Origin of the sequence: Streptomyces sp. NBC_00461 (genome assembly GCF_036013935.1) — a bacterium.
Taxonomy (GTDB): domain Bacteria; phylum Actinomycetota; class Actinomycetes; order Streptomycetales; family Streptomycetaceae; genus Streptomyces.
Genome location: NZ_CP107902.1, coordinates 9,728,526 through 9,754,081, shown reverse-complemented (window position 1 = coordinate 9,754,081; position 25,556 = coordinate 9,728,526). Strand labels below are relative to the sequence as shown.

Below are 25,556 nucleotides of genomic sequence, written 5' to 3'. Positions count from 1 at the left end.
CCGGGGTGACCGGACCGGTGCCCTCGGTCGGAGGGCAGCGCTCAGCGGTGCGCGGCCGGGGTGTTGGCCGGGGTGACGTTGACCGCGGCCCAGGCCTTGTCCACCGTCAGGTACTCGGTGCTGTTCGCCCCGTAGAGGTCCGTGGCCGCCTTCAGCGTCGCGACGCGCGCGTCGTGGAAGTCGGTCGTGGACACCATGTAGCGGGTCAGCGCCCGGTAGAAGATGGCCGTGGCCTTGGTGCGGCCGATGCCCTTCACCGTCGAGCCGTCGAAGGTCGGCGAGTCGTAGTTGACGCCGCCGATCGTCTTCCGGCCGCTGCCCTCGGCGAGCAGGTAGTACGCGTGCGAGGAGACGCCGGAGCCGGCGTGCACCTCCGCGTCGTACGCCTGGGGCGACCAGTAGTCGATCGTGCCTTCGAGCTTGTCGAGGGACGGGTGGTCGAGCCGGCGCAGAAACTTCTGCTCCAGGCCCATCTTCTCGCCGATGAGGTAGTCCGGCTTGTCCGTCGCGTTGTTGGTGAAGAACTCGACGTTGGAGCCGAAGACGTCGGCGAGGGACTCGTTCAGCGCGCCCGGCTCGCCGTACTGGTTGCCCTGCCGGTCGACGCGGGTGGGCTCCAGCTTGGCGGTGGCGTCGACCACGCCGTGGGTCAGCTCGTGACCGGTGACGTCCAGGGCCACCAGCGGCTTCTTGAACATGTCGCCGTCGCCGTCGCCGTAGAGCATGCAGTTGCAGTCCGAGTCCCAGAACGCGTTGGCCACCTTCTTGCCGAAGTGGACCATGGCCTGGGCGCCCTTGCTGTTGTTCTTGATGCCCTTGCGACCGAAGGTCTTCTTGTAGAAGTCCAGGGTCTTGGTGACGCCGTACTGGGCGTCGGCGGCCGCGCTGTTCCGGTTGGAGACCGCGCCGTTGCCGAAGACGTCGTTGGTGGTGGTGATCTTCTTGCCGCGGGAGAAGCTCTCCAGCTCCTGGCCCTTGGCGTCCCGGGTCTCGGTCCCCCAGCGGGTGGGGTCCTTGAGGAGGTAGGTGGTGCGGGCCGTGCGGGTGGTGGTCAGCGGGACCTTGCCGACGAAGATGGACTTGCCGGTGCCGTTCGCCGTGGACGGGTAGCGGGTGGCGGCGGCCGCGGAGGACATCGCCGTGAGGCCGGCGGCCTGTGAGCCGGTGCCCGTGGGGGGGTCGAGCTTCTCGCCGCGTTCGCGCAGGGTGTCGAGCAGGTGGGGCGAGAGGAACTCGTCGTTGTCGGGCGTGTTGCTGCGCACCTTGCCGGTGACGGCGTCGATGACGACCGTCCGGGAGCCGCCGGCCTCGGCGGTGTCGCTGCCGCTGACCGGCACCTGGTAGGCGAGAGCGGACGCGCCCTCGCGGGCGTCCACGACGAGTTCGGCGGTGCCGGCCTCACCCTTGGCGACCGTGGCCGCCTTCTGTTCGGCCTGGCCGGCCGACAGCTTGGCGGCGGTGGCGGCAGCGGGCTTGACTGTGTGTCCGGCGGCCCGGGTGACACCCGAGTACGCCAACTGCTCGTTGAGATGGACGACGAGGTCGCCGCCGAGGACCGGCATGCCCTCATGGACCCGGGTGAACCGGACGTGCCGGGCGCCCTCCGGGTCGATCATGACGTCCCCGGCCTGCAGTTCGTCCCCGTGGGAGACGCCGGTCGCCGAGGCGTGGGCGAAGGCGGCGGCGCGGGCGGCGGACACCACGGACGTGGCCGAGGCGCCGGCGGTGGCAGAGGTGGTGTGTCCCGTCCCCGTGGCGGGGCCCGCGAAGGCCGTGCCCGCGAGGCCGGTGGCGGCCGTCGTCACGGCGACAGCGACCGCCACGTTACGTATGTGCGGTCTACGCACTGATGAGGGTTCCTTCCTTGCCAGGCGGCCGGGATCACCAACCGCCTTGAGGCATGGCGCCGTTGAGCGCCACAGGGGCTGGTCGGGCCCCTGGAAGAAACCCTTTCGGATGAGTCATGTCCATGTAAAGACTAAAAAACCTGTTTCCGTGCGATACATGGCAATACTTTGCAAATCCACACCGCTCAGTGATCAGTGGATGACCAACTGTGCGGCGACTGTGAAGATGTGACGAGACGGAAGAAAGTTGCCTCAGGTGAATGTGACCCATCTCGCATCCAGGAGCGCGGTCCTGGGAACGGCCCTGCTCTCGCTCCTCACGGTCCCCGCGCACGCCGCTTCGTCCGAGTCGCTGCCGAAGCCCGACCTCGCCGCGCTTCAGGGCGTCCTGCGCACCGCGGTCGAGCAGGGCGCGCCCGGCGCGATGGCACGGATCGACGACCACGGCTCGGTCGGCTGGGCCACCGTGGGCGTGGCCGATCGCACGAGTGGACGAGCGCTCGGCACCGCCGACCGGTTCCGCATCGGCAGCGTCACCAAGACCTTCTCGGCCGTGGTGCTGATGCAGTTGGCGGACGAGGGCAAGCTGGAGCTCGACGCCTCCGTCGACCACTATCTGCCGGGGCTGCTCCCCGACAGCCGGATCACGGTGCGTCAGGTTCTGGGGCACCGCAGCGGTCTGTACGACTACACCAACGACATGTTCACGAAGACGGTCCCAGGCTTCGAGGCGGTCCGCACCAAGGTCTTCACCTACCGTCAACTGCTGGACGGTTCACTGCGGCACGCGCGCACCAACGCTCCGGGCGCAGCGTACGCGTACTCCAACACCAACTTCGTCGTCGCCGGGATGCTCATCGAGAAGCTGTCCGGCCACTCCGTACGGACGGAGTACGAGAACCGCATCTTCAAGCCGCTGAAACTGCGCGACACGTTCTACCTCCACCCCGGCACGAAGATTCCCGGGCGGCACGCCCAGGGCTATCTCACGCCGGACGAGACGGGCGCGCCCCTGGTCGACGCCACGGAGCAGACGGTGTCCTGGGCGCAGAGCGCGGGCGCGGTCATCTCCAGCACCCGGGATCTCAACACCTTCCTGTCCGCCCTGCTCGGCGGCCGGCTGATGTCGTCCGCACAGCTGAAGCAGATGGAGCGCATGGTGCGGGTCGACAGCACCCAGGCGTACGGGCTGGGGCTGCGGCGCCGTGATCTGTCGTGCGGGGTCTCGGTGTACGGGCACACGGGCGCTGTCCAGGGCTACTACACATACGCGTTCGCCTCGAAGGACGGCAGGCGCAGCCTCACCGCGCTCGCCACCACGTCCAACAACGGTGCCGTGCTCGGCACGATGCTCGGCACGCTGGAGTCGGCGTTCTGCGGCAAGCAGGCGAAGGTGCGGCGTGCCGTCCCGGCCGTCGACCGCCACGAGGACGTCGCTCCGGGAGTCGCGCGGGACTGAGCTGATCCGGTGGGAACCGCGCCGCCCCGGTGGACGTTGTCCGGACGAGCCCACCGAGGCGAGTACGACGACACCAGGGCGGCGCGATGAGCGAGTTGGTCCCCGGCGGCAACATGCCCCTTCCGGGCGGCGTCGTGACCGTCCGGGTACCCGGCCCGTTCGACGTGTCCGCGCTCATCACGGACGACGGGGGAAAGGTCCGGGGCGACGCCGACTTCGTGTTCTACAACCAGCCGTCCGCTCCGGGCGCCCGACTGGACGGCGACACCCTCACCGTGGAACCGCCGAGACTGCGCGCCGGCGCCACCAGGATCACCGTCGTCGTCAGCTCCGCCGAGCCCGGCACTCCCCTGGGCCGCCTCCCGGCGCCCACGCTCCTCGTCACGGCTCCGGGCGGCCGCCGACTCGCCCGGTTCGCCCCGCCGCCCCCGCGGCAGGAGACAGTGCTGCTGCTCGCGGAGATCTATCAGCGGGCGGGCGGCTGGAAACTTCGAGCCCTGGGCCAGGGGTACGCCGACGGACTCGCCGGTCTCGCGCGGGACTTCGGCGTGGACGTCATCGACGAACCGGCCCCATCCCCGACACCGCCGTCCCCGACACCGCCGATCCCGACAGCACCGATCCCGGCAACCCGCTCCGGTTCCTCCTCCCTCTCCCTTCCGCCCGCACCCGCCGTACCCACCGCGCCACCGCCCTCCCCCGATCCGGGCGGCTTCCTCGGGCTGGTCAACTCCGCCCGCGCCGCGGCCGGTTCACCGCCCGTCGTCCTCGACGCCCGTCTCACGTCCGCGGCGCACGCCCACGCCGGTGCCATGGCGGCGGCAGGGCGCCTCGGCGCCGAGGGCCGGGACGGCGTCTCCGTCCACCAGCGCGTCACGGCCGCCGGGTACGCGTACCTCACCATCGGCGAGCACCTGGTCTCCGGCCCGCGCACACCCTCCGAGTCCGTCCGGTACTGCCTGGGCGACGAGCGGTCCCGGCGCACCCTGTGCGACCCGGCCTGCACGCAGGCGGGCGTGGCGTACGTCGGCGACGGGCGCTCGGGCGACATGTACTGGACCGCGCTGTGGGCGAGGCCCCTCACGCCGGGCGACCTGACGCGGACGGCGGCCGAGGTCGTCGACCTCACCAACCGGCAGCGCGCCCGGGCCGGTCTGCCTCCCCTGGCCGGCGACCCCCTGCTCGCCACCGCGGCGCAGGCGCACAGCGCGGACATGGTGGCCCGCTCCTTCTACTCGCACACCTCGCCGGAGGGCACCCAGCCCTGGGACCGGGCCGCCGCCGCGGGCGCGCGCCGACGCTCGATCGGCGAGAACATCGCCTGCGGCCAACGCTCCCCCGCCGAGGTGGTGGACGGCTGGATGAACAGCCCCGGCCACCGCGCCAACATCCTCAAACCCGACTTCACTCACATAGGGATCGGTTTTGCGGGCGGCGGCCCGGCAGGCACGTACTGGACCCAGTTGTTCGGCGCCTGAGCACCGAAGAGCTCGCCGCATCCGCGATCTTGGCGGAACGGAACGCTCCGGGACAGGATGCGCGCATGAAGGGTTCCCTCTTTTCCAGTGAGTACATGGTCCAGCCGGCCACCGAAGCGGGCATGACCGTCGAGAACGCCAAATGCGTCAAGTACGCGGTGAACGGCGAGATGCTCGCCCGCCAGGGCGCGATGGTCGCCTACCGCGGCAACCTCCAGTTCGAGCGCAAGGGCCAGGGCGTGGGCGGCATGCTCAAGCGCGCGGTCACCGGAGAGGGGCTGCCACTGATGGCGGTGCGCGGACAGGGCGAGGCCTGGTTCGCGCACGAGGCCCAGAACTGTTTCATCGTCGACGTCGACCCCGGCGACGAGTTCACCGTCAACGGCCGCAACGTCCTGTGTTTCGACGCCTCGTTGTCGTACCGGATCTCGACGGTCAAGGGCGCGGGCATCGCCGGCGGCGGCCTCTTCAACAGCGTCTTCACGGGGCAGGGCAGGCTGGGCCTGGTGTGCGAGGGCAATCCGCTGGTCATCCCGGTCTCGGCACAGTTCCCGGTGTACGTCGACACGGACGCGGTCGTCGGCTGGACGGCGGGCCTGCAGACCTCACTGCACCGTTCGCAGTCCATAGGTTCGATGCTGCGCGGCGGTTCCGGGGAGGCCGTGCAGTTGATGTTGCAGGGCGAGGGGTACGTGGTCGTGCGGCCGAGTGAGGCGACGCCGCAGAAGGCGCAGCAGCACTGAGGCCCGGGAAACGAGCCTCTGGACCGGTCCGCTGATGTGATCTGCGTATCACGCGCAACCTTCACGGCGGCAACGACGTCTTGATCCGCAACAGGTGATGCCCTGGCCCGCAGGGGCCAGGGCCCATTTTCGAAACGCTATGCACGTCATGTATACGCAGCATGTATACACGGCACGTATACCCGACATGTATACACAACGCACAGAGATGCTGTGTATACGGAACGAAAGGGATCCATGTACGGCAAGGCATTCGCCCCGGAGTACCAGGGCGCCCTCACCACCCTCTCCGTGAACTCCTCGCTGACCGACGTACTGGCCGCCGGCACACGGGAGTTGAGAGCTGCCGAGCAGGCCGGGAAGCAGGGAGAGGCGGCCCGCTCCGGACTCGCGGTCGCCGAGGCACACCGCAGGCTGGGGCAGGTCAGGGACGCCGAGCGGGCATGGAAGGCGAGTTACCGCGCGGCGCGGGAGGCCGGGGACACCGCTGCGATGGCGTGGGCGCTGTGGAGCGGCGGCACCCTGGCCCGACAGCGGGGCGCCTTCCCGCTGGCCTGGCGGCTGCTGGGGCTCGCGGCCGAACTCGGCGAACAGGGCGGCGACGTGGTCGTACGCGGCTATTCGCTCGCGGGACTTGCCGAGACCGGCCGCATCCAGGGCGACTACGAGGCCGTACGCAGGCTGCACGAGCAGCTGCTGGCCGAGGCCCGGCGGCGCGGCGAGGCGCGGCACACGGTGTGGGCGCTGGAGGGCATCGCGCAGATCCACCGCAACACGGGTGAGTACGACACGGCGTACGCCCTGTTCGAGGAGGCGGCCGGGATAGCCGCGGGCGCCGACGACCGGCGCGGTCACGCCTGGGCGCTGCGCGGGCTGGCCGACATCGTCTCCGTGCGGGACAAGGACGTCGAGCGGGCGCTCGCGCTGCTGTCCGAGGCGGAGACGACGTGCCGTGCGATGAAGCTGTCCAGCGCGCTGGCCTACAACCACAAGATGCGCGGCAACGTCCTGTACCGGGCGGGACGTTACGCCGAGTCCCGTGACCTGTACGAGCAGGCGCTCGATGAGTTCCGCGCGATGAGCGAGCCGCGCGGGGAGGCGCTGGCGCGGCTGGGGCTGGCCAAGTCCTTGGCCCGGCTGGGCCGCGACCGAACCGAGACGGCGGCGGAACTGACCGAACTGGCACGTGAGTTGGAACGGATCGGGCTGCGGCACGCACGGGAGATGGTGGCGCGGGCGCAGGAGGAGTTCGGGATCGTGGCGGAGGTCGCACGATGACGGCCCTTCCTTCGGCGCTGCGGGCGCCCGTCGACGCTCCTCACGTCCTCGACCGCTGCCGCGAGTTGGTGCGGCCCGCGCTGGTGGAGGCCGTCGCGCGGATGCATCCCTGGGTGGGTGAGATGGCGGCGTACTCGTTCGGCTGGTGCGAGGTGGGCGGTGCGCCGGCCGTCGCGTCCGGTGGGAAGGGCGTTCGGCAGGCACTGGCCGTGCTCGGGGCCGAGGCGGCGGGGGCACCCGGGCGGGCGGGCGTACCCGCGGCGGTCGCGGTGGAGCTGGTGCACACCTTCTCCCTGCTCCACGACGACATCATGGACGGCGACGCGGCCCGGCGACGCCGGCCCACCGTGTGGAAGGCCTACGGCACCGGGCCCGCGGTCCTCGCGGGCGACGCCCTGTTCGCACTGGCCGTCGAGACCCTCGCTGCGGCGCCGGCCGGCCCGCAGGCCGTGCGGGTGCTGTCGGTGGCGCTGGGTGACCTGGTGCGCGGTCAGGCGGACGACCTGCTGTTCGCCTCCCGTCCGTGGACGGGACCGGACCGGGTGCCGCCGGAGGAGTACCGGGCGATGGCCGAGCACAAGACGGGTTCGCTGCTGGGCTGCGCGGCGGCGCTCGGCGCCCTGCTCGGCGGCGCCGCGCCCTCGGTGGTCGACGCCCTCGACCGTGCGGGGCGCCACCTCGGGATCGCCTTCCAGACCGTCGACGACGTCCTGGGCATCTGGGGCGACCCAGCGGTCACCGGCAAGCCCGTGCACGGCGATCTGCGGGAACGGAAGAAGACGTTTCCGGTACTGGCCGCGCTCGACTCCGACGGCCCCGGGGCCCGGCGACTCGCCGCGGTGCTGGCCGCGGGCGGGGACCCCGAGGAGGCGGCCGCGCTGATCGATGCCCTGGGAGGCCGGTCGGCTGCAATGGCCGAGGCACGGCATCACATCACCGCGGCGGAGACGGCTCTCGCCGAGGCGGCCCTGGAGACGGAGGCGGTGGACGAGCTGCGGTCGCTGCTGGGGTATCTGGTGCGGCGGGACGTCTGAGAGACCGCCGCCCTCCCCCGCCGGTTCCGAATCCGTTTGACCCAGGCCGTCTCGCACGCAAGGGTCGAGCGGCGCGGGTCGTCGCTCCCGTGCGGGAAAGGTGGCTGTCTTGATCGGGATCTCCGAGGTCGAAGCCGCGGCCGAGCACATCGCCACGCACGTGGTGCGTACCCCGACGCTGCCGAGCCCGGGACTGACCGCGCTGCTCGGCGCGCCGGTCACGGTCAAGCTCGAACTGCTCCAGCGCACCGGCTCGTTCAAGGCCCGCGGGGCGACGGCCAAGCTGCTCTCGCTGAGCGAAGGCGAGCGGGCCGCCGGAGTCGTGGCGGTCAGCGGCGGCAATCACGGGATCGCCCTCGCGGTCATGGCCGCGGCCCTCCATGTGAAGGCCACGGTGGTCATGCCGCGCTCGGCGCCCGCGCGGTCGGTCGAGATGGCGGAGGCAGCCGGTGCGTCGGTGCGGCTGACCGACGACATGGCCGGGGCGTTCGCGCTCGCGACGCGGTTGCGGGAGGAGGGGCTGACGCTGGTGCACCCCTTCGACGATCCGGTGGTCGTCGCCGGCCAGGGCACCGTCGGCCTGGAGCTGGCCGCGGACGCGGGCGACCTCACCGACGTCCTCGTCAGCGTCGGCGGCGGCGGACTGATCTCCGGTGTCGCGGCGGCGCTGCGGGACCGGCGGCCGGGCGTGCGGATCTGGGGTGTGGAGACCGAGGGCGCCGAGGCCATGTCGGAGGCGCTCGCGGCGGGCGGCCCGGTGCCGGTCGCCCTGTCCTCCATCGTGTCCACGCTCAGCGCGCCCTCCGTCTCGCAACTGACCTACGACCATGTCTCCGCGCTGGTCCAGGAGGTGCTCGTGGTGCCGGACCGGGAGGCGGTGCGGGGCACGCTCGACCTCGCCGCGCACGCCAAGGTGTGGGCCGAACCCGCGGCCGGCTGTCTGCTGCCCGCGGCCCGGCGGGTCCTGGAGCGGGTCGGCGAGGGCGCTCGGCTCGGTCTGGTCGTGTGCGGGGGCAACGTGACGACCGGCGACGTCATGGACTGGGCGGAACGCTTCGGGCTGCGCTGAGTCCGTGGCAGCGTCCGGAGAGCACTCCGTTGAAATCCGGTCAGGTAAAGGGGAATTCCGCGAGATTCCCCGACGGCACGTGAACAAATGGCGGCGGCCGCCAATGATTTGTGGATCCTTTGAACACACACCGTCGCGCTCCCCGTACCTCTGTGAAAGGTGAGACCCAGGGGTTCGACGAGGGATGACCATGGTCAAGGCGCATGTCTTCACGCATGAGTTGGTCGCTGGGAGGTACCGGCTCGTCGATGTCGTCCAACGCGAGACGAACCGGGTCTGCTGGTACGGCAAGGACGTCAGCGTCGGGCGCGCCCATCTCCTCACCCAGATCGCGCTCCCCGACGACCCCGACGGTGAGGCCGCGCCCCGTGCGACCGCCCGCATCATCCGCATGTCCGAGACCATGGGGCTGATGTGCCCGGGCGCGGTCGCGACGGTCGTCGACACCGCGGAGCAGGCCGGTGACCTGTGGATCGTCACCGACTGGATCGACGGCACCTCACTGGGCGAACTCATTGCCCAGCAGGGCACGTTCAACTACGTGCGGGCGGCGCGTATCGGTCTGGAGCTGCTCGACGTGCTGGAGGCGGCGCACCGCGAGGGCATCACGCACGGCGAGCTCAGCCCGGGCCAGATCTTCGTGCAGGACCGGGGTTCGGTCGTGGTCACCGGCTTCGGACTGGCCGGCGCGACCCTGGCGCCGCGGCTCACCGCACCGTCGTACGCCTCCCCCGAGCAGGCCCGTGACGAGCGCATCGGGCCCGCGGCAGACCTGTGGGCGCTCGGCGCGATCCTCTACACGATGGTCGAGGGCCGGCCGCCCTTCAGGGACCGGGACCGGCCCGAGGCGACGCTGAAGGGCGTGGACCGGCTGCCGCTGCGCACACCGGTGCACGCGGGGCCGCTCACCCAGACGGTGCAGGGCCTGCTGCGGAAGAACTCCAGGGAGCGGCTGACCCGGCAGGTGGTCCGCGAGTCCCTCACCCGCGTCCTCACCGAGGACCCCGACACGACGAACGCATCCGTGCCCCGGCCCCGGTTGCGCGGTGTCTACGCCGCCGCCCTTCATGTCGGCCCCGGGTGGAGCAGACGCACCATGGCCTTCGGCACCGCCCTGGCCGTCGTCACCGTGGCAGGCGCGGCACTCGCCGTCACCGGCCGGCTGCCCGGCACCGGTACGTCCTCGACCGGCGCCGCGCCCCAGCCGCCGGTGTCCGCCACCGCGTCCGCGACCGCGCCGGACAGCCGCCCCGACGGCCGGCAGTCAAAAGCGCCCGCACCGCCCCCGGCCACGGCTGCCACAGCCACGGCCACAGCCACGGCATCACCGACGTCCTCACCGCCGCCCTCGTCCTCACCGCCGACCACCGCACTGCCGGCGGGGTTCCACCGCTACACCTCCCCCGAGGGCTTCTCCGTGGCCCTCCCCAAGGACTGGACACGCGTGCAGACCTCGCGCGTCCGTGACCTGTCGTACCGCGTCACCTTCGGCGCGGACGACGATCCCCGCACCCTCGCGGTCACCTACAGCACGGTCGCGGGCCCCGACCCCGTCGCCGTCTGGCGCGACGACGTCGAGCCCGAGCTCGAGAAGGACGACGGCTTCCAGCGGATCGGCGAGATCAAGGCGACGACGTACCAGGGCCACAAGGCCGCCGACATGGAGTGGCTCTCCAACGTCGACGGCACTCAGGTGCGCACCTTCGGACGCGGGTTCCTGCTCGGCGGTGGCCGCAGCTTCTCGCTGCGCTGGACGACTCCGGCCGCCGACTGGAACGACTCCGCGAACCGGCAGGCCCTGGACACCTTCCTGCGGACCTTCCGGTCGTCGTCAGGCTGAGCTGCGGGGCGCCCGCATCGCGCGCAGCGGTGTGCTGCCCAATGGAGTCGTGTGCCACCGAACAGTGAACGTCCGGTCGGGCAGTGAGCAGGCCAGGGTCAGGCGGTGCGGTGTCTCCAGGAACACGATGTCGACGGCGAGGGTGTCCGGGTCGGCCCATCCGCCGCTCACCGCGGTGGGCAACGGCTCGTCGGTGACGGCCCACCCGTCCTCCCCGACCCGCAGGTCCAGGTCGTGTCCGTCCTCGGTGAGCCGCAGTGCCCAGCCGTCCGCGGTCACGGCGAGGCCGGTCAGCTTCGGCTGGTCCGCGCACACACCGCCGTACGGGGTGAACTCGACGCCGGACCAGTTCTGCGGCTGCTCCGGCGGTGCGGACTTGCCCGGTGCCGGAGGCAGCGCGAGTCGCGCCAGCCGCTCCCGCAGGGCGGCGTCCTCGTCCTGCCGGTCCGGGAGCGGCTCGGGCCCGAAGGCGGGCAGCAGGTGCCGCCAGACCAGATCGAGCACCTCCTGCAGCTGTTCGGTCGCCGCCGTCGTCGCGATCACGGCGTCGTGCTCGGGCAGCACCAGGCAGAACTGGCCGTACGCGCCGTCGCCGCGATAGCCGTGCCGGGACTTCCAGAACTGGAAGCCGTAGCCCTGCTGCCAGTCCGGCCATGCCTCCTCGGCCGTACCGTCGCCGTTGGCGATGTGCGGGCGCGTGGCCTCGGCCACCCACCCCTCCGGCAGCAGCCGCTCGCCCTCCCACACCCCGTCCTGCAGATACAGCTGCCCGAGCCGGGCGATGGCGTCGGTGGTGGCGTGCAGCCCGCTGAAGCCCAGTTCGCGGCCGGCCCGGTCGCGCTGCCAGGCCGTCCTGCCGATGCCCAGCGGCTCCAGCAGGCGCGGGCCGAGGTAGGCGGTCAGCGGCTGCCCCGTGACGCGCTGCACGATCGCGGCAAGGGTGTACGTCGTGGGCTGGTTGTAGGCGAAGACGGTCCCGGGGTCCCGCTCCGGAGGCAGCAGCAGGAAGCCGCGCACCAGGTCCGCGCGGTCGGCGGCGAGCGCCCGGTCGAAGGTCTCGGCCTCGTGGCCACTGGCCATGGACGCCACGTGCCGCACCAGCATCGCGCGGCTGCGCGGGTCGGTGATGTCGGCCTCGAACTCCGGGAAATGGGAGATCACCGGGTCGTCGAGCCGGAGCAGCCCCTCACCCAAGGCGATCCCGGCGGCCGTCGCAGTGAAGCTCTTGCTGAGGGAGTACAGCAGGTGCGGGCGCTCGGGGGTGTACGGGGCCCACCAGCCGGAGGCGACGAGATGTCCGTGCCTCATGATCATCAGGCTGTGCGGTTCGATGTCGGGGGCGGCTTCGAGGGCGTCGAGGAAGGCGTGGACACCGGCGGCGTCGACGCCCTGGGCGGCGGGGGTGCTGGAGGGCAGCGGGCGGGCACTCATGAGGGCATCCTCCCCGGTGATCCGCCGTGAATCGAGAGGCCGTTTTCCGTCGCCGGCGCGGGGGACCCGGCGGTTATGGTGCAAATCGGATACACGATGATGACCGAGCAGGCCGGCCCCCGTGAGTTGATCGACCATGTGGTGCGGGCCGAGGAGGCGGGCTTCGACTTCTCGGTGTCCTCGGACCACTACTTTCCGTGGCTGCGCTCACAGGGCCACTCGCCGTACGCGTGGAGCGTGCTGGGCGCGGCGGCGCAGGCGACCTCGCGCATTCCGCTGATGACCTATGTGACCTGTCCGACCGTCCGCTACCACCCGGCGGTCGTCGCACAGAAGGCGGCGACGATGCAACTGCTGTCCGAGGGGCGGTTCCGGCTCGGGCTCGGCTCCGGGGAGAACCTCAACGAGCATGTGGTGGGCGGCGGTTGGCCGTCTGTCGACGTACGTCACGAGATGCTTGAGGAGGCGGTGGAGATCATCCGGGCGCTCTTCGAGGGCGGCCATGTCAACCGTCGCGGCACCCACTTCGACGTGGAGTCGGCCCGGCTGTGGGACCTCCCGGACCGGCCGCCGCCCATCGGCATCGCCGTCTCCGGCGAGCAGTCCTGCGCGCTGGCGGGCAGGCTGGCCGATCTGGTCATCGCCACGGAGCCCGAGGCCGGGCTGCTGAGGGCGTTCGACCGGCACGGCGGCGAGGGCAAGCCGCGCGTGGGCCAGCTGCCGGTCTGTTACGACCCGGACCGGGACACGGCCGTGAAGCGCGCGCACGCCCAGTTCCGCTGGTTCGGCAACGGCTGGAAGGTCAACGCCGAGTTGCCGCACCCCGATTCGTTCGAGTCGGCGACCCAGTTCGTCACTCCCGACGACGTGGCGGCGTCGATCCCCTGCGGCGACGACCCCGACGACTTCGTCGAGGCCGTACGCCCCTACGCGGATGCGGGATTCGGCGAGGTCGCCCTCGTGCAGATCGGCGGCGAGTCACAGCCCGCCTATCTGGACTGGGCGGAGAAGACGCTGCTGCCGGCACTGCGGGACGCGTTCGGCTGAGGCCGTCCTGGCCGGCCACCGAGGCCCGTCAAAGCACCGTCAATGGGTGCAATAGGCTGCCGTTCTGCACTTCTGCAGTCCGACCAGCTTTGCACAGGAGAGTCATCGGTGACACTGGCGATCGACCCGTCCGAGACGTCCCCCGCGCCCCTGTCCGACCTCGTGGCGCGCGACGCGCGTGAGTTCGGCGTCTACGCGCGCACCGGAGGCTGGGCCTTCGGCCTGATGGTGGCCCGCAGCGTACGGCCCGGCGGTCAGGGCGCGGAGGAGACGCCGAAGGTGTCCGCGAAGGAGTTCGCGGACCTGGCCGGCTGCTCTCCGGAGCGCGTCATGCGCTACTACAAGGCCTGGGACCGGGCCGCCGACGACGGTCTCGTGCCGCACTTCGAGGCACTCGCGCCGGGCCAGGAGGTGGAACTGCCGGACGCCGACGTGTGGCTGGGCTACTACGTCTCCCGCAACAGCGCCACCTCCGAGCGCGGCACCGCCATCGCCGAGGCGGCCGACGCCGAGGGCATCCGGCCCACCAAGGCACTGGAGGTCGCCGAGAACCCGACCGCACTGCGGGCCGCGATCCTCGCCGACCCCTCCACCGCCCGGGCGGCGCGCCAGGCACTTCTCGACAGGGTCCGTGAAGACCCGGATCTGCAGGCCGAGTTGGCGCGTGACGTCGTACGCACCGATGATCTCAAGAAGGCCGTCGCCACCGAGAGCAGGTCGGCCGACCGGATCGGTTACGTGCGCCAGATCGCCGAGTCGGGCCAGGTCAGAACTCCGGCGGGGCAGACCATCGACGCGCCGGTCGACCTGCGCCAGGAGGCCGAGCGGCACCTGTCGCTGATTGACGAGCTCGAGGACGACGAGGACACCGGCGAGTGGGCCACCGAGGCCTACGACACCCTGAAGTCCCTCGTCGCCGAGACGGTGGAGGCCGATCCCGAACTGCGTGTCCAGGAACGGCGGACGAAGTTCTACAGCAGCCTGCAGAAGGCGACGAAGGCGTTCGAGGAGTTGACCTTCGACGATGTGCAGGAGTTCGTCGAGGACGACATGGTCCAGCGGCTGGAGGACCTTCAGCAGGCCATCGTCACGTGTCTGAGCGCGCTGCGCGGCGACAAGGGCGACAAGGGCTGAGGATCTCGACCCGGGCGGGGCTGAGTAGCCGTACTCATGCCGCCGCCCACCCGCTCGGCCAGCATGGGGGCTCCCACGAGAAGGAGTCCCCATGACTGCTGTTGTGCACTCCGCCGTCCGGCGACGGCAGCTGCCCGCCGCGCTGGCCGCCGTCGTGGTCGCGGGGCTGGCGCTGTCAGCCTGGGCCCCGCACGATCGCACGACCTGGTTCCTGGAGACGGTGTGGGTGCTGGTGGGGCTACCGCTGGGGGTGCTCACCTGGCGGCGTTTCCCGCTGACGAACCTGCTGTGCTGTCTGCTGGCCGTGCACGCGCTCGTGCTGGCGGTGGGCGGCCACTACACCTACGCGCAGGTGCCCCTGGGCGACTGGGTGCGGGACACGTTCGGTCTGGACCGCAATCCGTACGACCGCTTCGGGCATCTCATGCAGGGCTTCGTTCCGGCGGTGCTGGTGCGGGAGCTGCTCAGCCGTACCTCGCCGCTGCGGGGCAGTCGCTGGCTGGGTCCGCTGACGGTGTGCGCGTGCCTCGCCTTCTCGGCCGTCTTCGAGATGCTGGAGTGGCTGGCCGCGGTGGTCGGAGGGCATTCCGCGGACGCGTTCCTGGCCACTCAGGGCGATGTGTGGGACACGCAGTGGGACATGTTCTGCGCGCTGATCGGTGCCACGGTCTCGGTACTGGTGCTCTCCCGGCTGCACGACCGGCAGCTCGACGCCCCGGGCCTCACTCCGTATGGCGGTGCAGTGTCCACAGCGGCACGACGACCCAGCACAGCAGGTACCACGCGACGACGCCCGTGACGATCCAGGGCACGGCCGCGTTGTGGGTCGCGACCCGAAGGACGAGCAGGAGGGAGGAGGACATGGTGGCGAGCAGGAGCACCAGGCCGACGAAGGTCATCCGGGAGGCCCATTCGACGGCCTCCGTCTTGATCCGCCGCCCGGCCACCACGCGGTGCAGCGAGACCGGCCCGATGAGTGCGCCGGTCGTGGCGGCGCCCAGGACGACCGTGACGATGTAGATGGTCTTGTCGGTGTCCTCCAGCGTGGCGTACTTCTGCTGGAACACGACGGTGAGCAGGAAACCGAACAGGATCTGCACACCGGTCTGGGCGACCCTGACCTCCTGGATCAGGTCGCTCCACTTCCGGTCGGCTCTCTCATCCTTGGTCTCGTTGCGCCCCCACTCGTTCAGCTCTCCACCGCTTTTCGTGGCCGGCACGCTTCCTCCCGGCTCCATCGCCCCGGATGTCTTCCCCACCCGGGTTCCCGATTCGCGCACCCTTGACCGCGCCGTGCGGGAATCGGGAGCTGTTTGGGTGATGACCAGGCGGTTACACGGAGCGCATGGCGTACGACGATCACCTGAGGAGTCCGACGACCATGTCCGGCACTGAACTGACGATCACCGTCAGCGGCGGCACCACCGCTGACGCGCGCGCGGTGGTACGGGCCCTGGAGCCCGCTTTCGGGACGGCGCGGGAGGGACCGCCCGCCGACGAGGGTGTCACGGTCCACACGGCGAGGTTCGAGCACGGTCCGGCGGCCCCGGCCCCGGCCCCGGCGCCCGAGTCCGGTCCCGCCGCCACCTGCCATCTGTCCGGTGCGGTGACCCTGACCGTCCAGGGCACGCCGCAGGCCGTGTCGACGGCACGCGAAACGCTCCTCCACACCTTCACGGCGCAGGACCAGGGCTCGGTCTCCGGCGACCAGGAGCAGGAGTGGCAACTGCTCCTGGAACCGTGAGCGGGTCCTTCGCCCCTACCAGCGGCCTTCCACCTGGTCCTTGATCCGGCGGTCGTAGAGGTCCCGGATCGCGGTGAGTGTCGCGTCGCCGGGCTGCGGGAGCCTGGCCGCGGCCGCGTTGGCACGGGCCTGCTCGGGCGAGCGGGCGCCGGGGATCACGGTGGTGACTCCCGGCTGCTCGACGATCCAGCGCAGGGCGAGCTGGGCCGGGGTGTATCCCTCGGGGGCGAGCGCGGAGAACTCGGCGGCGGCCTCTACACCCGTCGTGTAGTCGACGCCGGAGAAGGTCTCGCCCACGTCGAAGGCCTCGCCGTGCCGGTTGTAGGTGCGGTGGTCGTTCTCGGGGAAGACGGTGTCCTTGGTGTACTTGCCCGACAGCAGGCCGGAGGCGAGCGGGACCCGGGCGATGACGCCGACGCCGGCCTGCTGGGCGGCCGGCAGGACCTCGCGCAGCGGCTTCATGCGGAAGGCGTTGAGGATGATCTGCACGCTCGCCACGTTCGGGCGGGCGATCGCGGTCAGCGCCTCCGCGCAGGTCTCCACGCTGACTCCGTACGCCGCGATGCGCTCCTCCTCGACCAGGGTGTCGAGGGCGTCGAACACCTCGTCCGTGGAGTAGACGGACGTGGGCGGGCAGTGCAGCTGTACGAGGTCGATGCGGTCGACGCCGAGGTTGCGCCGCGAACGGTCGTTCCAGGCACGGAAGTTGTCGAGGACGTAGTTCTCGGGGATCTGGTCGACGCGGCGGCCCATCTTCGTGGCGACCAGCACATGCAGGTCCGGCCGGCCGGCGAGGAACGCCGCGACGGTCTGCTCGCTGCGCCCGTCGCCGTACACGTCGGCGGTGTCGAAGAAGGTCACCCCCGACTCGGCCGCCGCCTCCAGCACCGCGAGGGCTTCCTTGTCGTCGACGTCTCCCCAGTCGGCGCCCAGCTGCCACGTCCCGAGACCGACGACGGATGCGTGCTGACCCGACCTACCGAATGTGCGCTCGTCCATGGCGTCAGTCTCCCATCCGTCACGCCCTTACGCGGAACCGATCGATCCGGGGCGCTACCTGCACATCATTCACTCACATGAGTGACGTGACTCGACAGCAAGGCGGCGCGTGTCAACAGGCCTCTAGCGTGAGCGCGTGACCGACAGTTCAATGAGCAACTTAGCGTCCGGCGCGGCGCAAGACCCGTCCTGGACCCGTCGCGGTTTCCTGTTCTCGGCCGCCGCACTGGCCGCCGCGCCCGTCCTGATCGCCGCCGATCCGGCGGTGGCGGCACGGGAGTTGCCGGACTTCCCCGAGGGCGTCGACCTCTACCGCTCTGCCTACCGCAACTGGGTCGGCGAGATCACCGCCGACGGACTGTGGGCCTGCGCCCCGGCGGGCCCGGACCAGGTGATCGCCGTCGTCAACTGGGCCTGGCGGCACGGCTGGAGAGTCCGCGCCCGGGGTTCGGCGCACGGCTGGTCGCCACTGACGATCACCGCGGGAACCGAGTCGGACGCCCCCGTCCTCCTCGTCGACACCGCCCGTCATCTCACCGGCCTGTCACTGGACTCGGCGTCCGCGGTGCGCGCCGGAACCGGCGTCACCCTGGAAGCCCTGCTCACCTACCTGGAGGAGCACGGCCTGGGCGTCACCGCCGCACCCGCTCCCGGCGATCTGACCCTGGGCGGCGCGCTCGCCGTCGACGCGCACGGCACCGCCGTACCCGCACAGGGCGAGCAGCCGCTGCCCGGACACACATACGGATCGCTCAGCAATCTGGTGCTCTCCCTCACCGCTGTCGTGTGGGACGAGGACGCAGCCGCGTACGTGCTGCGGACATACGGCCGCGACGAGGCGGACTGTGCGGCTCTGCTCACCCACCTCGGCCGCGCCCTGGTGACCGAGGTCGTGCTGCGGGTGGGCGCGAACGTCAATCTGCGGTGCGTGAGCCGTACGGACATTCCGGCCGCCGAACTCTTCGCGGCGCCCGGCACCGACGGACGCACCGTCGCGAGCCACCTGGACCGGTCGGGACGCGTCGAGGCGATCTGGTTCGCCTTCACCGAGTTCCCCTGGCTCAAGGTGTGGAGCGTGTCGCCGACCCGGCCGCTCACCTCGCGGCGGGTGTCGACGCCGTACAACTACCCGTTCTCGGACAGTGTTCCGACCGTCGTGGCGGACCTGGTCGGGCGGATGGCATCGGAGGCGGCCTGGTATCTGGCTCCGGTGCTGGGCAACGCGCAGTTCGACGCGGCGGCTCTCGGACTCGTGGCGACGCTGTCCGCCGACATCTGGGGCCCCTCCAAGAACACGCTGCTCTACCTCCGGCCCACCACATTGCGGATCAACGCCAACGGCTACGCCGTCCTCACCACCCGGGCCCAGGTGCAGCGCGTCGTCGCCGAGTTCACGTCCTTCTACCGGGAGCGGCTGAACGCGTACGCGGCACTGGGCCGCTTCCCGGTCAACGGCTCGGTCGAGATCAGGGTGACCGGCCTCGACGACCCGGCGGACGCCGAACTCGACGGCGCCCGCGCCCCGTTGCTGTCCGCGCTGCGGCAGAGCGAGACGCACCCGGAGTGGGACACGGCGGTGTGGCTGGACGTCCTGACCCTGCCCGGCACCCCGCACGCGGAGGCCTTCCTGCGGGAGCTGGAGCAGTTCCTGCTGCGCACCTACGACGGGGAGCACGCGCTCACCCGCGTCGAGTGGTCCAAGGGCTGGGCCTACACGGACGAGGCCGTCTGGAGCGACGAGGAGGTGCTGGGCACCGCGATTCCCGCCTCGTTCGGCGAGGCGGTGTGGGGGCGGGCGGCCGGGGTCCTGGACCGGCTCGACCCGCATCGTGTCTTCGGGAACGGGTTCCTCGACCGGCTGCTCCGATAAGCGGTTGCCGCCGCGGGGTGCCGCTGACAGGGTCTGCACCATGCCTGCCTTCTCCGCATACGACGGGACCAAGCTCGCCTACCACGTGTTCGGGGAGGACGGGCCCCCGGTGATCTGCCTGCCGGGCGGTCCGATGCAGGCGTCCGCCTACCTGGGCGAGCTCGGCGGTCTGTCCGCGCACCGGCGGCTGATCCTGCCGGACCTTCGGGGCACCGGTTCGTCCGAAGCGCCGAAGGACCCCGCCACGTACCGCTGTGACCGCCTGGTCGACGACGTGGAGGCCCTGCGCGAGCACCTCGGCCTCGACACCGTGGATCTGCTCGGACACTCGGCCGGCACCAATCCGGCGGTGCTGTACACGGTCCGTCACCCGAAGCGGGTGCGCCGGCTCGCGCTGATCACGCCGAGCGTGACGGCCGTCGGGATCGCCGTCCCCGGGGAGGTGCGGCGTGAGACGGCGCTGCTTCGCCACGACGAACCGTGGTTCGCGGAGGCGTTCGCCGCGCTGGAGGACATCACCGCCGGCCGGGCGACGGCCGGCAGCTGGGAGGCCATCGCGCCTTTCCTGTACGGCCGTTGGGACGCGGCGGCCCAGGCACACCATGTCGCGGGTGGCGAGCAGCGGAACGAGGAGGCCGCGGCGGTCTTCGGCGCCGAGGGAGCCTTCGAACCGGGTGCCACGCGTGCGGCGCTGGCGCGGTTCGAGGCGCCGGTGTGCGTGCTGGCGGGGCAGTTCGATCTCAATTCGCCCGTGCCTGCGGTGACCGAGTTCGCCGGGCTCTTCCCGAGCGCCGAGCTCGTGGTGCAGCCGGGCGCCGGGCATTTCCCGTGGCTCGACGACCCCGAGCGGTTCGTGGCTACGACGGCTGGATTCCTCCGCCTGGAGTGAGGTGCGCCTGAACCGCGGGCGCGTACCGGTCCACGACGTCCTCCAGCGCGGCAGCGCGCACACGCGTGCCGCGCGCGATGCCGTACATCACGCCCAGGCCGAGCAGGTTGGCCACGGCCAGCTCAGCGCGCAGGCCCGCGTCGGGGCCGTCGAGGCGCTCGGTGAGGCGGTCGGTCACCTGGGTGCGGAAGTTGGCGCGCAGGATGTCGCCCTGGGCGCCCTGCAGGGGGGCGAACACGATCCGCAGGACGGGATCGGCACCCTGCTGCGACTGGCTGACCAGCACGTGCCGCACCATGTGCCGGCCGAGCCGGTCCAGCGGGGCGTCCAACAGGGCGTCGGCATCGGTCTCGAAGGACATGACGCGGGCGAAGAGGGCGTCCTTGTTGCCGAAGTACTTCAGGACCAACGGCGGGCTCACACCGGCGCGTTCGGCGACCGCCTTGAGCGTGATGTCGGCGTGGGCGTGCCGGGCCAGCAGATGCCGGGCCGCCTTGAGGATGGCCGCCTTGGTCGCCTCGGCGTCCCGGCGGACGGGCGCGGACCCGGACTCGGACTCGGACCCGGACTCGGACCCGGACTCGGACCCGGACTCGGTGGGAGGAGTGCTCACGGCACTCATGCTCCCTCCAGGGCCTCGTCGCGGCTGTCCCGGGTGCGGCCGCGGGCCCGGCGTGTCCCGCCCGTCGGCGGGTCGCCGGGAATCGTCAGGGCCGCGACGCCGGCCGCCAGGGCGATCACGCCGGCGATCCCGAAGGCGAGCAGATAGCCGTGCAGGGTGGGCACGGGGGCCCCGCCGACCAGGCTGGTGTGGTGTACCAGGACAGCGGCCACGGCGGCGCTGGAGACTGCCTGGCCGATCGTGCGCATCAGGACGTTGACGCCGTTGGCGGAGGCGGTCTGCTCGGCCGGGACGGCGCGCAGGATCAGGGTGGGCAGGGCCGAGTAGGCGAGGGTGGTTCCGGTCGCCACCACCGTCGCACCCAGGATGATCATCCACAGGTCGCGGCTGTCGGCGATGCGCACCGCGTAGCCGCAGGCGATGACCGCTGCCCCGAGGGCGAGCGTGATCCGCGGGCCGCGGGCCGCGGAGATCCGGGCCGAAAGGGGCGAGAACACCAGCATGGTGACACCGCCGGGCAGCAGGCACAGGCCGGTTTCCACGATCGAAAGGCCGAGCCCGTACCCGGTGGCCTTCGGTGCCTGCACCAGCTGGGCCGTCACCAGGGAGTTGGCGTAGAAGGCGAACCCGGTGAGCAGCGCCGCCACGTGGGACAGGCCGACGCGGGGCCGTGCGACCAGCCGCAGGTCGACCAGCGGCCGTTCGGTGCGCAGTTGCTGCCACCACCACAGGGCCATGACGACGACGGCGGCGGCGAACAGTCCCAGGACCCGCGGGCTCCCCCAGCCCCACTGGCCACCCTGCGACACCCCGAGCAGGAGGCACACCAGTCCGACGGCCAGCCCCAGCGTGCCCGCCACGTCGAACCGGCCCGGCTCGCGCACCGGCGACTCCTTGACCGCCCACCACACGGCCGTCACGCCGAGCACGCCGAGGCCGCTGGTCAGCCAGAACATGGTGTGCCAGTCGGCGTACTGCACGACCAGGGCGGCCAGCGGCAGGCCCAGGGCGGCGCCGATGCCGACGGTGGAGCTCATCAGGGCGACCGCGGAGCCCCGGCGTTCCGGGGGCAGTTCGTCGCGCAGGATGCTGATCGACAACGGCACCACGGCGGCGGCGGCGCCCTGCAGCGCGCGGGCCGTGATGAGTACGACGATGTCGGACGACAGGGCGCACATCACCGAGCCGACGGTCATCAGGACGAGGGCCGCCGTCAGCACCCTGCGCTTGCCGTACATGTCGCCGGCCCGGCCGAGCACGGGCGTGAGCACGGCACCCGACAGCAGGGTCGCCGTGACCATCCAGGACACCGCGCCCGGCGAGGAGTTCGTCAGCCGGGGCAGGTCGGGCAGGAGCGGTACGACGACGGTCTGCATGACGGCCATGAGGATGCCACCGAACGCCAGCACCGGAATGGTGAGCCGGTCGCGCAGGGCTCCCGTTTCCGGGGTGCGGGGTATCGGGCCCGGCTGGTCCATCGGCACTCCATCACGGCACGGAAAGGAACGGGTGAATGGCTATTCACCATAGCCGGTGAATAGCCATTCACCCAAGTGGCGACCGAACGCGGAGCACCCGTCCCGTGCGGGCACGGGACGGGTGCGAGGGTGGTTTGCTCCGCAGGTCACGGGTACCCGCGCCGGACGCAACCGATGAGAAGGAGGGGTTCACCCGTGTCGCAGGTCGAGGAATCCATCGAGGTCGGCGTCCCGGTGCACACCGCCTACAACCAGTGGACTCAGTTCGAGACGTTCCCCGAGTTCATGAACGGCGTCGATCGCATCGAACAGCGCACCGACACGCTCACCCACTGGGTGACCAGCGTGAACGGTGTGCACCGTGAGTTCGACGCGGAGATCACCGAGCAGATCCCGGACGAGCGGGTCGCCTGGACGACCGTCGCGGGCCAGGCCCGGCAGGCCGGAGCGGTGACGTTCCACCGTCTCGACGACAGCCACACCAAGGTCATGTTGCAGCTGGACTTCCATCCGGACAGCCTCACCGAGCAGGTCGGCGACAGGCTCGGGTTCGTGAAGCGGCAGACCAAGGGCGACCTCGAGCGCTTCAAGAAGTTCATCGAGGAGCGCGGCCAGGAGTCCGGGGAGTGGCGCGGCGTGATCGTCTGACCGACGCCGCATCCCGACCGGCACCTTGCCGTACGGCGGAGGCCCTAACCGGCCTCCGCCGTACGGCACTCCGGGTGCCCCCAGCCCTGCGCGTTCTTGGCGATGGTCTCGCCTGCCGCGTAGGAACGGCCGCACAGACAGCGGCCGGGGAACTTCGCCTTCAGGGTGCGGGACGAGTCGCCGCGCTGCCGGGACGCGGCGGGCTTGCGGCGCGGGGCGCTCGCCTTCGGAGTGTCCGCGGAGGGCGGCGGCTCGGCCGAACCCAGTGCGCTGCCCGCGGGCTCCTGCACCTTCGCGGCCTGGCTGGCGGCGCGGTCGGCGAAGTCGTTGAGCGGGTCGCCGTCGACCTGGTGGGCGGGTACGTAACGGAAGTCGACCGAGCGGCCGTCGAGCAGTTCGTCGATGCGCACGACCAGTTCCTGGTTGGCGACCGGCTTGCCGGCGGACGTCTTCCAGCCGTTGCGCTTCCAGCCGGGCAGCCAGGTGGTGACCGCCTTCATGGCGTACTGGGAGTCCATGCGGACCTCCAGCGGGACGCCGGGGTCGGTCGCCGCCAACAGGCGTTCCAGCGCGGTGAGTTCGGCGACGTTGTTGGTGGCCTTGCCGAGCGGCCCCGCCTCCCAGCGGGCCGGTGTCTCGGAGTCGTCGGAGACCACCCACGCCCAGCCCGCCGGTCCCGGATTTCCCTTCGAGGCCCCGTCGCACGCGGCCACCACACGTTCACCCATGGGCTCGATCATCCCACGGGCGGACGGGGCCTCCAGCACCCTCCTGGAGACGTCCGAGGACGTAGGCAGACGTCCGCGGTCAGACGTGGTCAGACGTCCTCGGTCTTCGGCAGCTCTCCCTCGGACCGCGTGAGGTCGATCACCGAGAAGTTCGCGCCCTGCGGGTCGCTGAGTGCCGCGAACCTGCCGTACGGGCTGTCCATCGGTCCGAAGCGCAGGACGCCGCCGAGCTTGGTCGCCTTGGCCACGGCGTCGTCGCAGTCCGGGACGACGAAGTACAGATTGATGTAGGAGGGCACCTGGGGCGGGAACTCGTCGCCCATCTTCATCCGGCCCAGGACCGTGGTGTCACCGAGGTTGAACATACGGAAGTCGACCGCGTCGTCGACGACCTGCTGCGCCGAGTACCCGAAGACGGCAGTGAAGAAGGCGTCCGCTTTCTCCGGTTCGCGGGTGAAGACCTCGGCCCAGCCGTAGGCGCCCGGCACTGCGGTCACCTCGAAGCCCTCGTGGGTGCCGCCCTGCCACACGCCGAAGACGGCGCCGCTGGGCTCGCTGGCGATGCACATGGTGCCGAACTCGCCGACCTGCATCGGCTCCATCAGCACCTGGCCGCCGTTCTCCCGGATTCTCGCGGCGGTGGCGGCGGCGTCCGGCGACGCGAAGTACAGGCACCACTGTGAGTGGCCCTCCTGGCCGGGCATCGGCGGCACCACGGCGGCGACCGCCTTGCCGTCCACGTAGGCCTGGGTGTAGTTGCCGTACTCCGACGACGCCTCGCCGAAGGTCCAGCCGAGTACGTCACCGTAGAAGTTCTTCGCTCCCTCGACGTCGCCGAACATCGCGTCGGCCCAACAGGGGGTTCCCTCAGGTTGTACGGCCATGACAGCGGCCCTCTCCCGAATCGGTGGATGGTCCGTTTCCTCACGCTAGTCATCCGCCCGCCGAAGCGCGCGCCGAACGCCTCGGTCCGTTTCAGACTGGAAGGGAGGGGGTTTCGACGCTGCGGACGGGGTGCGGGATGGCGGACGGGACGATGCTCGCGTGGTCGGTGGTGACGCCGGGGCCGGTCGAGGAGGAGGGCCTGCGGTGCGTCGGGAAACCGGTGCCGGTGCCCGCCGAGGACGAACTCCTCGTGCACGTACGCGCGTGCGGGGTGTGCCGGACGGATCTGCACGTCGCGGAGGGCGATCTGCCGGTGCACCGGGCGCGGGTCACGCCCGGGCACGAGGTCGTGGGCCTGGTGGCCGGGTTCGGGGCGGGGGTCGGCGGCTTCGCCGTGGGTGACCGGGTGGGCGTGGCATGGCTGCGCGGCACGGACGGCACCTGCGGCTACTGCGCGCGCGGGGCCGAGAACCTGTGCCCGTCCTCGCGGTACACCGGCTGGGACGCGGACGGCGGTTACGCGGAGTACACCACCGTGCCCGCAGGGTTCGCGTACCGGCTGCCGGAGGCCGGCCCCGTCGACGAAGTGGCTCTCGCGCCGCTGCTGTGCGCCGGGATCATCGGCTACCGCGCGCTGCGGCGGGCGGCTCTGCCACCGGGCGGACGGCTCGGTCTGTACGGGTTCGGGGGCAGTGCCCACCTGTGTGCGCAGCTGGCGCTGGCCGAGGGCGCCACGGTGCACGTCCTGACGCGCGGGGCGGCCGCGCGGCGGCTGGCGCTCGGTCTGGGTGCCGCCTCCGCGCAGGACGCGTACGCCATGCCGCCGGAACCGCTGGACAGCGCGATCCTGTTCGCGCCGGTCGGGGACCTGGTACCGGTCGCCCTGCGGGCCCTCGACCGCGGCGGCACCCTCTCGATCGCCGGCATCCACCTCAGTGACACACCGGCACTGCACTACGAGACCGAGCTGTTCTACGAGAAGCAGCTGCGCAGCGTCACCTCCAACACCCGTCAGGACGGCCGGGAGTTCCTCGCCCTCGCCGCCCGGCACGACATCCACGCGACGGCCCACGCCTACCCCCTGACACAGGCCGACAGGGCACTGCGCGACCTCAAGGCGGGGCGCTTCGACGGAGCGGCGGTGCTGGTGAACGACGTGTCGTGAGCCGGGGCGGCGGGCCCTCATGTGTGCCGCCCGTGCCGCCTGTGCGCCGGAGCCAGAGGCGTGGCGACCGGCGTGCGATCAAGAGACCGTCGGTGCTCCGCCTCGATCGGCGCGTTTGCACACCGTGGACGTGAAGCCGCCCCCTTCGCGCCGTACCGGGGCCCCCAC

At 71.3% G+C, this 25,556-nt stretch carries 23 protein-coding genes; 15 read left to right on the top strand and 8 right to left on the bottom strand.

Annotated features, from left to right (window positions below):
• Positions 1 to 41 precede the first annotated feature (41 nt).
• Positions 42 to 1,823: a M4 family metallopeptidase gene (locus OG870_RS45100; protein ID WP_405623177.1), complete on the bottom strand. Its 1,782-nt coding sequence runs from the start codon at positions 1,821 to 1,823 to the stop codon at positions 42 to 44.
• A gap of 286 nt (positions 1,824 to 2,109) precedes the next feature.
• On the opposite strand from OG870_RS45100, the gene OG870_RS45095 reads away from it, so the two are divergent.
• The 7 genes from OG870_RS45095 (at position 2,110) to OG870_RS45065 (ending at position 10,748) form a co-directional block, all read left to right on the top strand.
• The gene (locus OG870_RS45095; RefSeq protein ID WP_266841985.1) at positions 2,110 to 3,306 is read left to right on the top strand and encodes a serine hydrolase domain-containing protein; all 1,197 of its coding nucleotides are present in this window, start codon (positions 2,110 to 2,112) and stop codon (positions 3,304 to 3,306) included.
• An 86-nt stretch (positions 3,307 to 3,392) separates the two neighbouring features.
• On the top strand, positions 3,393 to 4,784 hold the full coding sequence (locus OG870_RS45090) for a CAP domain-containing protein (RefSeq protein WP_266841983.1): 1,392 nt from the start codon (positions 3,393 to 3,395) through the stop codon (positions 4,782 to 4,784).
• A gap of 65 nt (positions 4,785 to 4,849) precedes the next feature.
• Positions 4,850 to 5,527: an AIM24 family protein gene (locus OG870_RS45085; RefSeq protein ID WP_266531000.1), complete on the top strand. Its 678-nt coding sequence runs from the start codon at positions 4,850 to 4,852 to the stop codon at positions 5,525 to 5,527.
• Positions 5,528 to 5,764: 237 nt separating this feature from the next.
• Positions 5,765 to 6,805, top strand: a complete 1,041-nt coding sequence (locus OG870_RS45080; protein ID WP_266530998.1) for a tetratricopeptide repeat protein — start codon at positions 5,765 to 5,767, stop codon at positions 6,803 to 6,805.
• Complete coding sequence (locus OG870_RS45075; protein WP_266841980.1) at positions 6,802 to 7,839, top strand: polyprenyl synthetase family protein; 1,038 nt, start codon at positions 6,802 to 6,804, stop codon at positions 7,837 to 7,839. Before OG870_RS45080 ends, OG870_RS45075 begins: the two co-directional genes overlap by 4 nt.
• Positions 7,840 to 7,948: 109 nt before the next feature.
• Positions 7,949 to 8,908: a threonine/serine dehydratase gene (locus tag OG870_RS45070; RefSeq protein ID WP_327692163.1), complete on the top strand. Its 960-nt coding sequence runs from the start codon at positions 7,949 to 7,951 to the stop codon at positions 8,906 to 8,908.
• Positions 8,909 to 9,092: 184 nt separating this feature from the next.
• Positions 9,093 to 10,748, top strand: a complete 1,656-nt coding sequence (locus OG870_RS45065; protein WP_327692162.1) for a serine/threonine protein kinase — start codon at positions 9,093 to 9,095, stop codon at positions 10,746 to 10,748.
• On the opposite strand, the gene OG870_RS45060 is transcribed toward OG870_RS45065, so the two are convergent.
• Complete coding sequence (locus OG870_RS45060) at positions 10,740 to 12,179, bottom strand: serine hydrolase domain-containing protein (protein ID WP_327692161.1); 1,440 nt, start codon at positions 12,177 to 12,179, stop codon at positions 10,740 to 10,742. The genes OG870_RS45065 and OG870_RS45060 overlap by 9 nt on opposite strands.
• A gap of 75 nt (positions 12,180 to 12,254) precedes the next feature.
• Between OG870_RS45060 and OG870_RS45055 the strand changes: the two genes are divergently transcribed.
• The 3 genes from OG870_RS45055 to OG870_RS45045 all read left to right on the top strand — a co-directional run bounded on the left by OG870_RS45055 (position 12,255) and on the right by OG870_RS45045 (position 15,159).
• Complete coding sequence (locus OG870_RS45055; RefSeq protein ID WP_266841974.1) at positions 12,255 to 13,226, top strand: LLM class F420-dependent oxidoreductase; 972 nt, start codon at positions 12,255 to 12,257, stop codon at positions 13,224 to 13,226.
• A gap of 108 nt (positions 13,227 to 13,334) precedes the next feature.
• Entirely contained in the window at positions 13,335 to 14,360 is a 1,026-nt protein-coding gene (locus OG870_RS45050) for a hypothetical protein (RefSeq protein ID WP_266841972.1), read from the top strand.
• Between the two features lie 91 nt (positions 14,361 to 14,451).
• Positions 14,452 to 15,159 (top strand): DUF2238 domain-containing protein, encoded by a 708-nt coding sequence (locus OG870_RS45045; RefSeq protein ID WP_266841971.1) that lies wholly within the window; start codon positions 14,452 to 14,454, stop codon positions 15,157 to 15,159.
• Here OG870_RS45045 and OG870_RS45040 read toward each other — a convergent pair.
• Complete coding sequence (locus OG870_RS45040) at positions 15,083 to 15,598, bottom strand: DUF6328 family protein (RefSeq protein ID WP_266531012.1); 516 nt, start codon at positions 15,596 to 15,598, stop codon at positions 15,083 to 15,085. The two genes, OG870_RS45045 and OG870_RS45040, sit on opposite strands and share 77 nt — an antisense overlap.
• A gap of 143 nt (positions 15,599 to 15,741) precedes the next feature.
• Between OG870_RS45040 and OG870_RS45035 the strand changes: the two genes are divergently transcribed.
• On the top strand, positions 15,742 to 16,104 hold the full coding sequence (locus OG870_RS45035) for a hypothetical protein (RefSeq protein WP_266841970.1): 363 nt from the start codon (positions 15,742 to 15,744) through the stop codon (positions 16,102 to 16,104).
• Between the two features lie 15 nt (positions 16,105 to 16,119).
• Here the strand turns inward: OG870_RS45035 and OG870_RS45030 are convergent, their stop codons facing one another.
• Positions 16,120 to 17,103 (bottom strand): aldo/keto reductase, encoded by a 984-nt coding sequence (locus tag OG870_RS45030; RefSeq protein ID WP_266530985.1) that lies wholly within the window; start codon positions 17,101 to 17,103, stop codon positions 16,120 to 16,122.
• Between the two features lie 151 nt (positions 17,104 to 17,254).
• On the opposite strand from OG870_RS45030, the gene OG870_RS45025 reads away from it, so the two are divergent.
• Together OG870_RS45025 and OG870_RS45020 are read left to right on the top strand one after the other, a co-directional pair.
• Positions 17,255 to 18,973 carry a cholesterol oxidase substrate-binding domain-containing protein gene (locus tag OG870_RS45025; protein ID WP_266842296.1) on the top strand — a complete coding sequence of 573 codons (1,719 nt, stop codon included), beginning with the start codon at positions 17,255 to 17,257 and terminating at the stop codon, positions 18,971 to 18,973.
• A gap of 40 nt (positions 18,974 to 19,013) precedes the next feature.
• Complete coding sequence (locus tag OG870_RS45020) at positions 19,014 to 19,862, top strand: alpha/beta fold hydrolase (protein ID WP_327692160.1); 849 nt, start codon at positions 19,014 to 19,016, stop codon at positions 19,860 to 19,862.
• On the opposite strand, the gene OG870_RS45015 is transcribed toward OG870_RS45020, so the two are convergent.
• Positions 19,831 to 20,484 carry a TetR/AcrR family transcriptional regulator gene (locus tag OG870_RS45015; protein ID WP_327692159.1) on the bottom strand — a complete coding sequence of 218 codons (654 nt, stop codon included), beginning with the start codon at positions 20,482 to 20,484 and terminating at the stop codon, positions 19,831 to 19,833. The two genes, OG870_RS45020 and OG870_RS45015, sit on opposite strands and share 32 nt — an antisense overlap.
• Complete coding sequence (locus tag OG870_RS45010) at positions 20,481 to 21,962, bottom strand: MFS transporter (protein WP_266530977.1); 1,482 nt, start codon at positions 21,960 to 21,962, stop codon at positions 20,481 to 20,483. Before OG870_RS45010 ends, OG870_RS45015 begins: the two co-directional genes overlap by 4 nt.
• A 195-nt stretch (positions 21,963 to 22,157) precedes the next feature.
• Between OG870_RS45010 and OG870_RS45005 the strand changes: the two genes are divergently transcribed.
• Positions 22,158 to 22,610, top strand: a complete 453-nt coding sequence (locus OG870_RS45005) for an SRPBCC family protein (protein WP_266530975.1) — start codon at positions 22,158 to 22,160, stop codon at positions 22,608 to 22,610.
• Positions 22,611 to 22,654: 44 nt separating this feature from the next.
• On the opposite strand, the gene OG870_RS45000 is transcribed toward OG870_RS45005, so the two are convergent.
• Both OG870_RS45000 and OG870_RS44995 read right to left on the bottom strand, forming a co-directional pair.
• Entirely contained in the window at positions 22,655 to 23,350 is a 696-nt protein-coding gene (locus OG870_RS45000) for a ribonuclease H family protein (protein ID WP_266530974.1), read from the bottom strand.
• A gap of 77 nt (positions 23,351 to 23,427) precedes the next feature.
• Positions 23,428 to 24,222 carry a VOC family protein gene (locus tag OG870_RS44995; RefSeq protein ID WP_327692158.1) on the bottom strand — a complete coding sequence of 265 codons (795 nt, stop codon included), beginning with the start codon at positions 24,220 to 24,222 and terminating at the stop codon, positions 23,428 to 23,430.
• A gap of 152 nt (positions 24,223 to 24,374) precedes the next feature.
• On the opposite strand from OG870_RS44995, the gene OG870_RS44990 reads away from it, so the two are divergent.
• Entirely contained in the window at positions 24,375 to 25,388 is a 1,014-nt protein-coding gene (locus OG870_RS44990) for a zinc-binding alcohol dehydrogenase family protein (protein WP_266531010.1), read from the top strand.
• The last annotated feature ends 168 nt before the right edge of the window (positions 25,389 to 25,556 follow it).

Excerpts from the sequence above, each read along its gene's own strand:
- OG870_RS45065 (WP_327692162.1), top strand. The coding sequence starts at position 9,093 with ATGACCATGGTCAAGGCGCATGTCTTCACGCATGAGTTGGTCGCTGGG.
- OG870_RS45020 (WP_327692160.1), top strand. The coding sequence starts at position 19,014 with ATGCCTGCCTTCTCCGCATACGACGGGACCAAGCTCGCCTACCACGTG.
- OG870_RS44995 (WP_327692158.1), bottom strand. The coding sequence starts at position 24,222 with ATGGCCGTACAACCTGAGGGAACCCCCTGTTGGGCCGACGCGATGTTC.
- OG870_RS45000 (WP_266530974.1), bottom strand. The coding sequence starts at position 23,350 with ATGATCGAGCCCATGGGTGAACGTGTGGTGGCCGCGTGCGACGGGGCC.
- OG870_RS45025 (WP_266842296.1), top strand. The coding sequence starts at position 17,255 with ATGAGCAACTTAGCGTCCGGCGCGGCGCAAGACCCGTCCTGGACCCGT.
- OG870_RS45045 (WP_266841971.1), top strand. The coding sequence starts at position 14,452 with ATGACTGCTGTTGTGCACTCCGCCGTCCGGCGACGGCAGCTGCCCGCC.
- OG870_RS45075 (WP_266841980.1), top strand. The coding sequence starts at position 6,802 with ATGACGGCCCTTCCTTCGGCGCTGCGGGCGCCCGTCGACGCTCCTCAC.
- OG870_RS45085 (WP_266531000.1), top strand. The coding sequence starts at position 4,850 with ATGAAGGGTTCCCTCTTTTCCAGTGAGTACATGGTCCAGCCGGCCACC.
- OG870_RS45055 (WP_266841974.1), top strand. The coding sequence starts at position 12,255 with ATGGTGCAAATCGGATACACGATGATGACCGAGCAGGCCGGCCCCCGT.
- OG870_RS45090 (WP_266841983.1), top strand. The coding sequence starts at position 3,393 with ATGAGCGAGTTGGTCCCCGGCGGCAACATGCCCCTTCCGGGCGGCGTC.
- OG870_RS45010 (WP_266530977.1), bottom strand. The coding sequence starts at position 21,962 with ATGGACCAGCCGGGCCCGATACCCCGCACCCCGGAAACGGGAGCCCTG.
- OG870_RS45040 (WP_266531012.1), bottom strand. The coding sequence starts at position 15,598 with ATGGAGCCGGGAGGAAGCGTGCCGGCCACGAAAAGCGGTGGAGAGCTG.
- OG870_RS45015 (WP_327692159.1), bottom strand. The coding sequence starts at position 20,484 with ATGAGTGCCGTGAGCACTCCTCCCACCGAGTCCGGGTCCGAGTCCGGG.
- OG870_RS45030 (WP_266530985.1), bottom strand. The coding sequence starts at position 17,103 with ATGGACGAGCGCACATTCGGTAGGTCGGGTCAGCACGCATCCGTCGTC.
- OG870_RS45035 (WP_266841970.1), top strand. The coding sequence starts at position 15,742 with ATGTCCGGCACTGAACTGACGATCACCGTCAGCGGCGGCACCACCGCT.
- OG870_RS45080 (WP_266530998.1), top strand. The coding sequence starts at position 5,765 with ATGTACGGCAAGGCATTCGCCCCGGAGTACCAGGGCGCCCTCACCACC.
- OG870_RS45060 (WP_327692161.1), bottom strand. The coding sequence starts at position 12,179 with ATGAGTGCCCGCCCGCTGCCCTCCAGCACCCCCGCCGCCCAGGGCGTC.
- OG870_RS44990 (WP_266531010.1), top strand. The coding sequence starts at position 24,375 with ATGCTCGCGTGGTCGGTGGTGACGCCGGGGCCGGTCGAGGAGGAGGGC.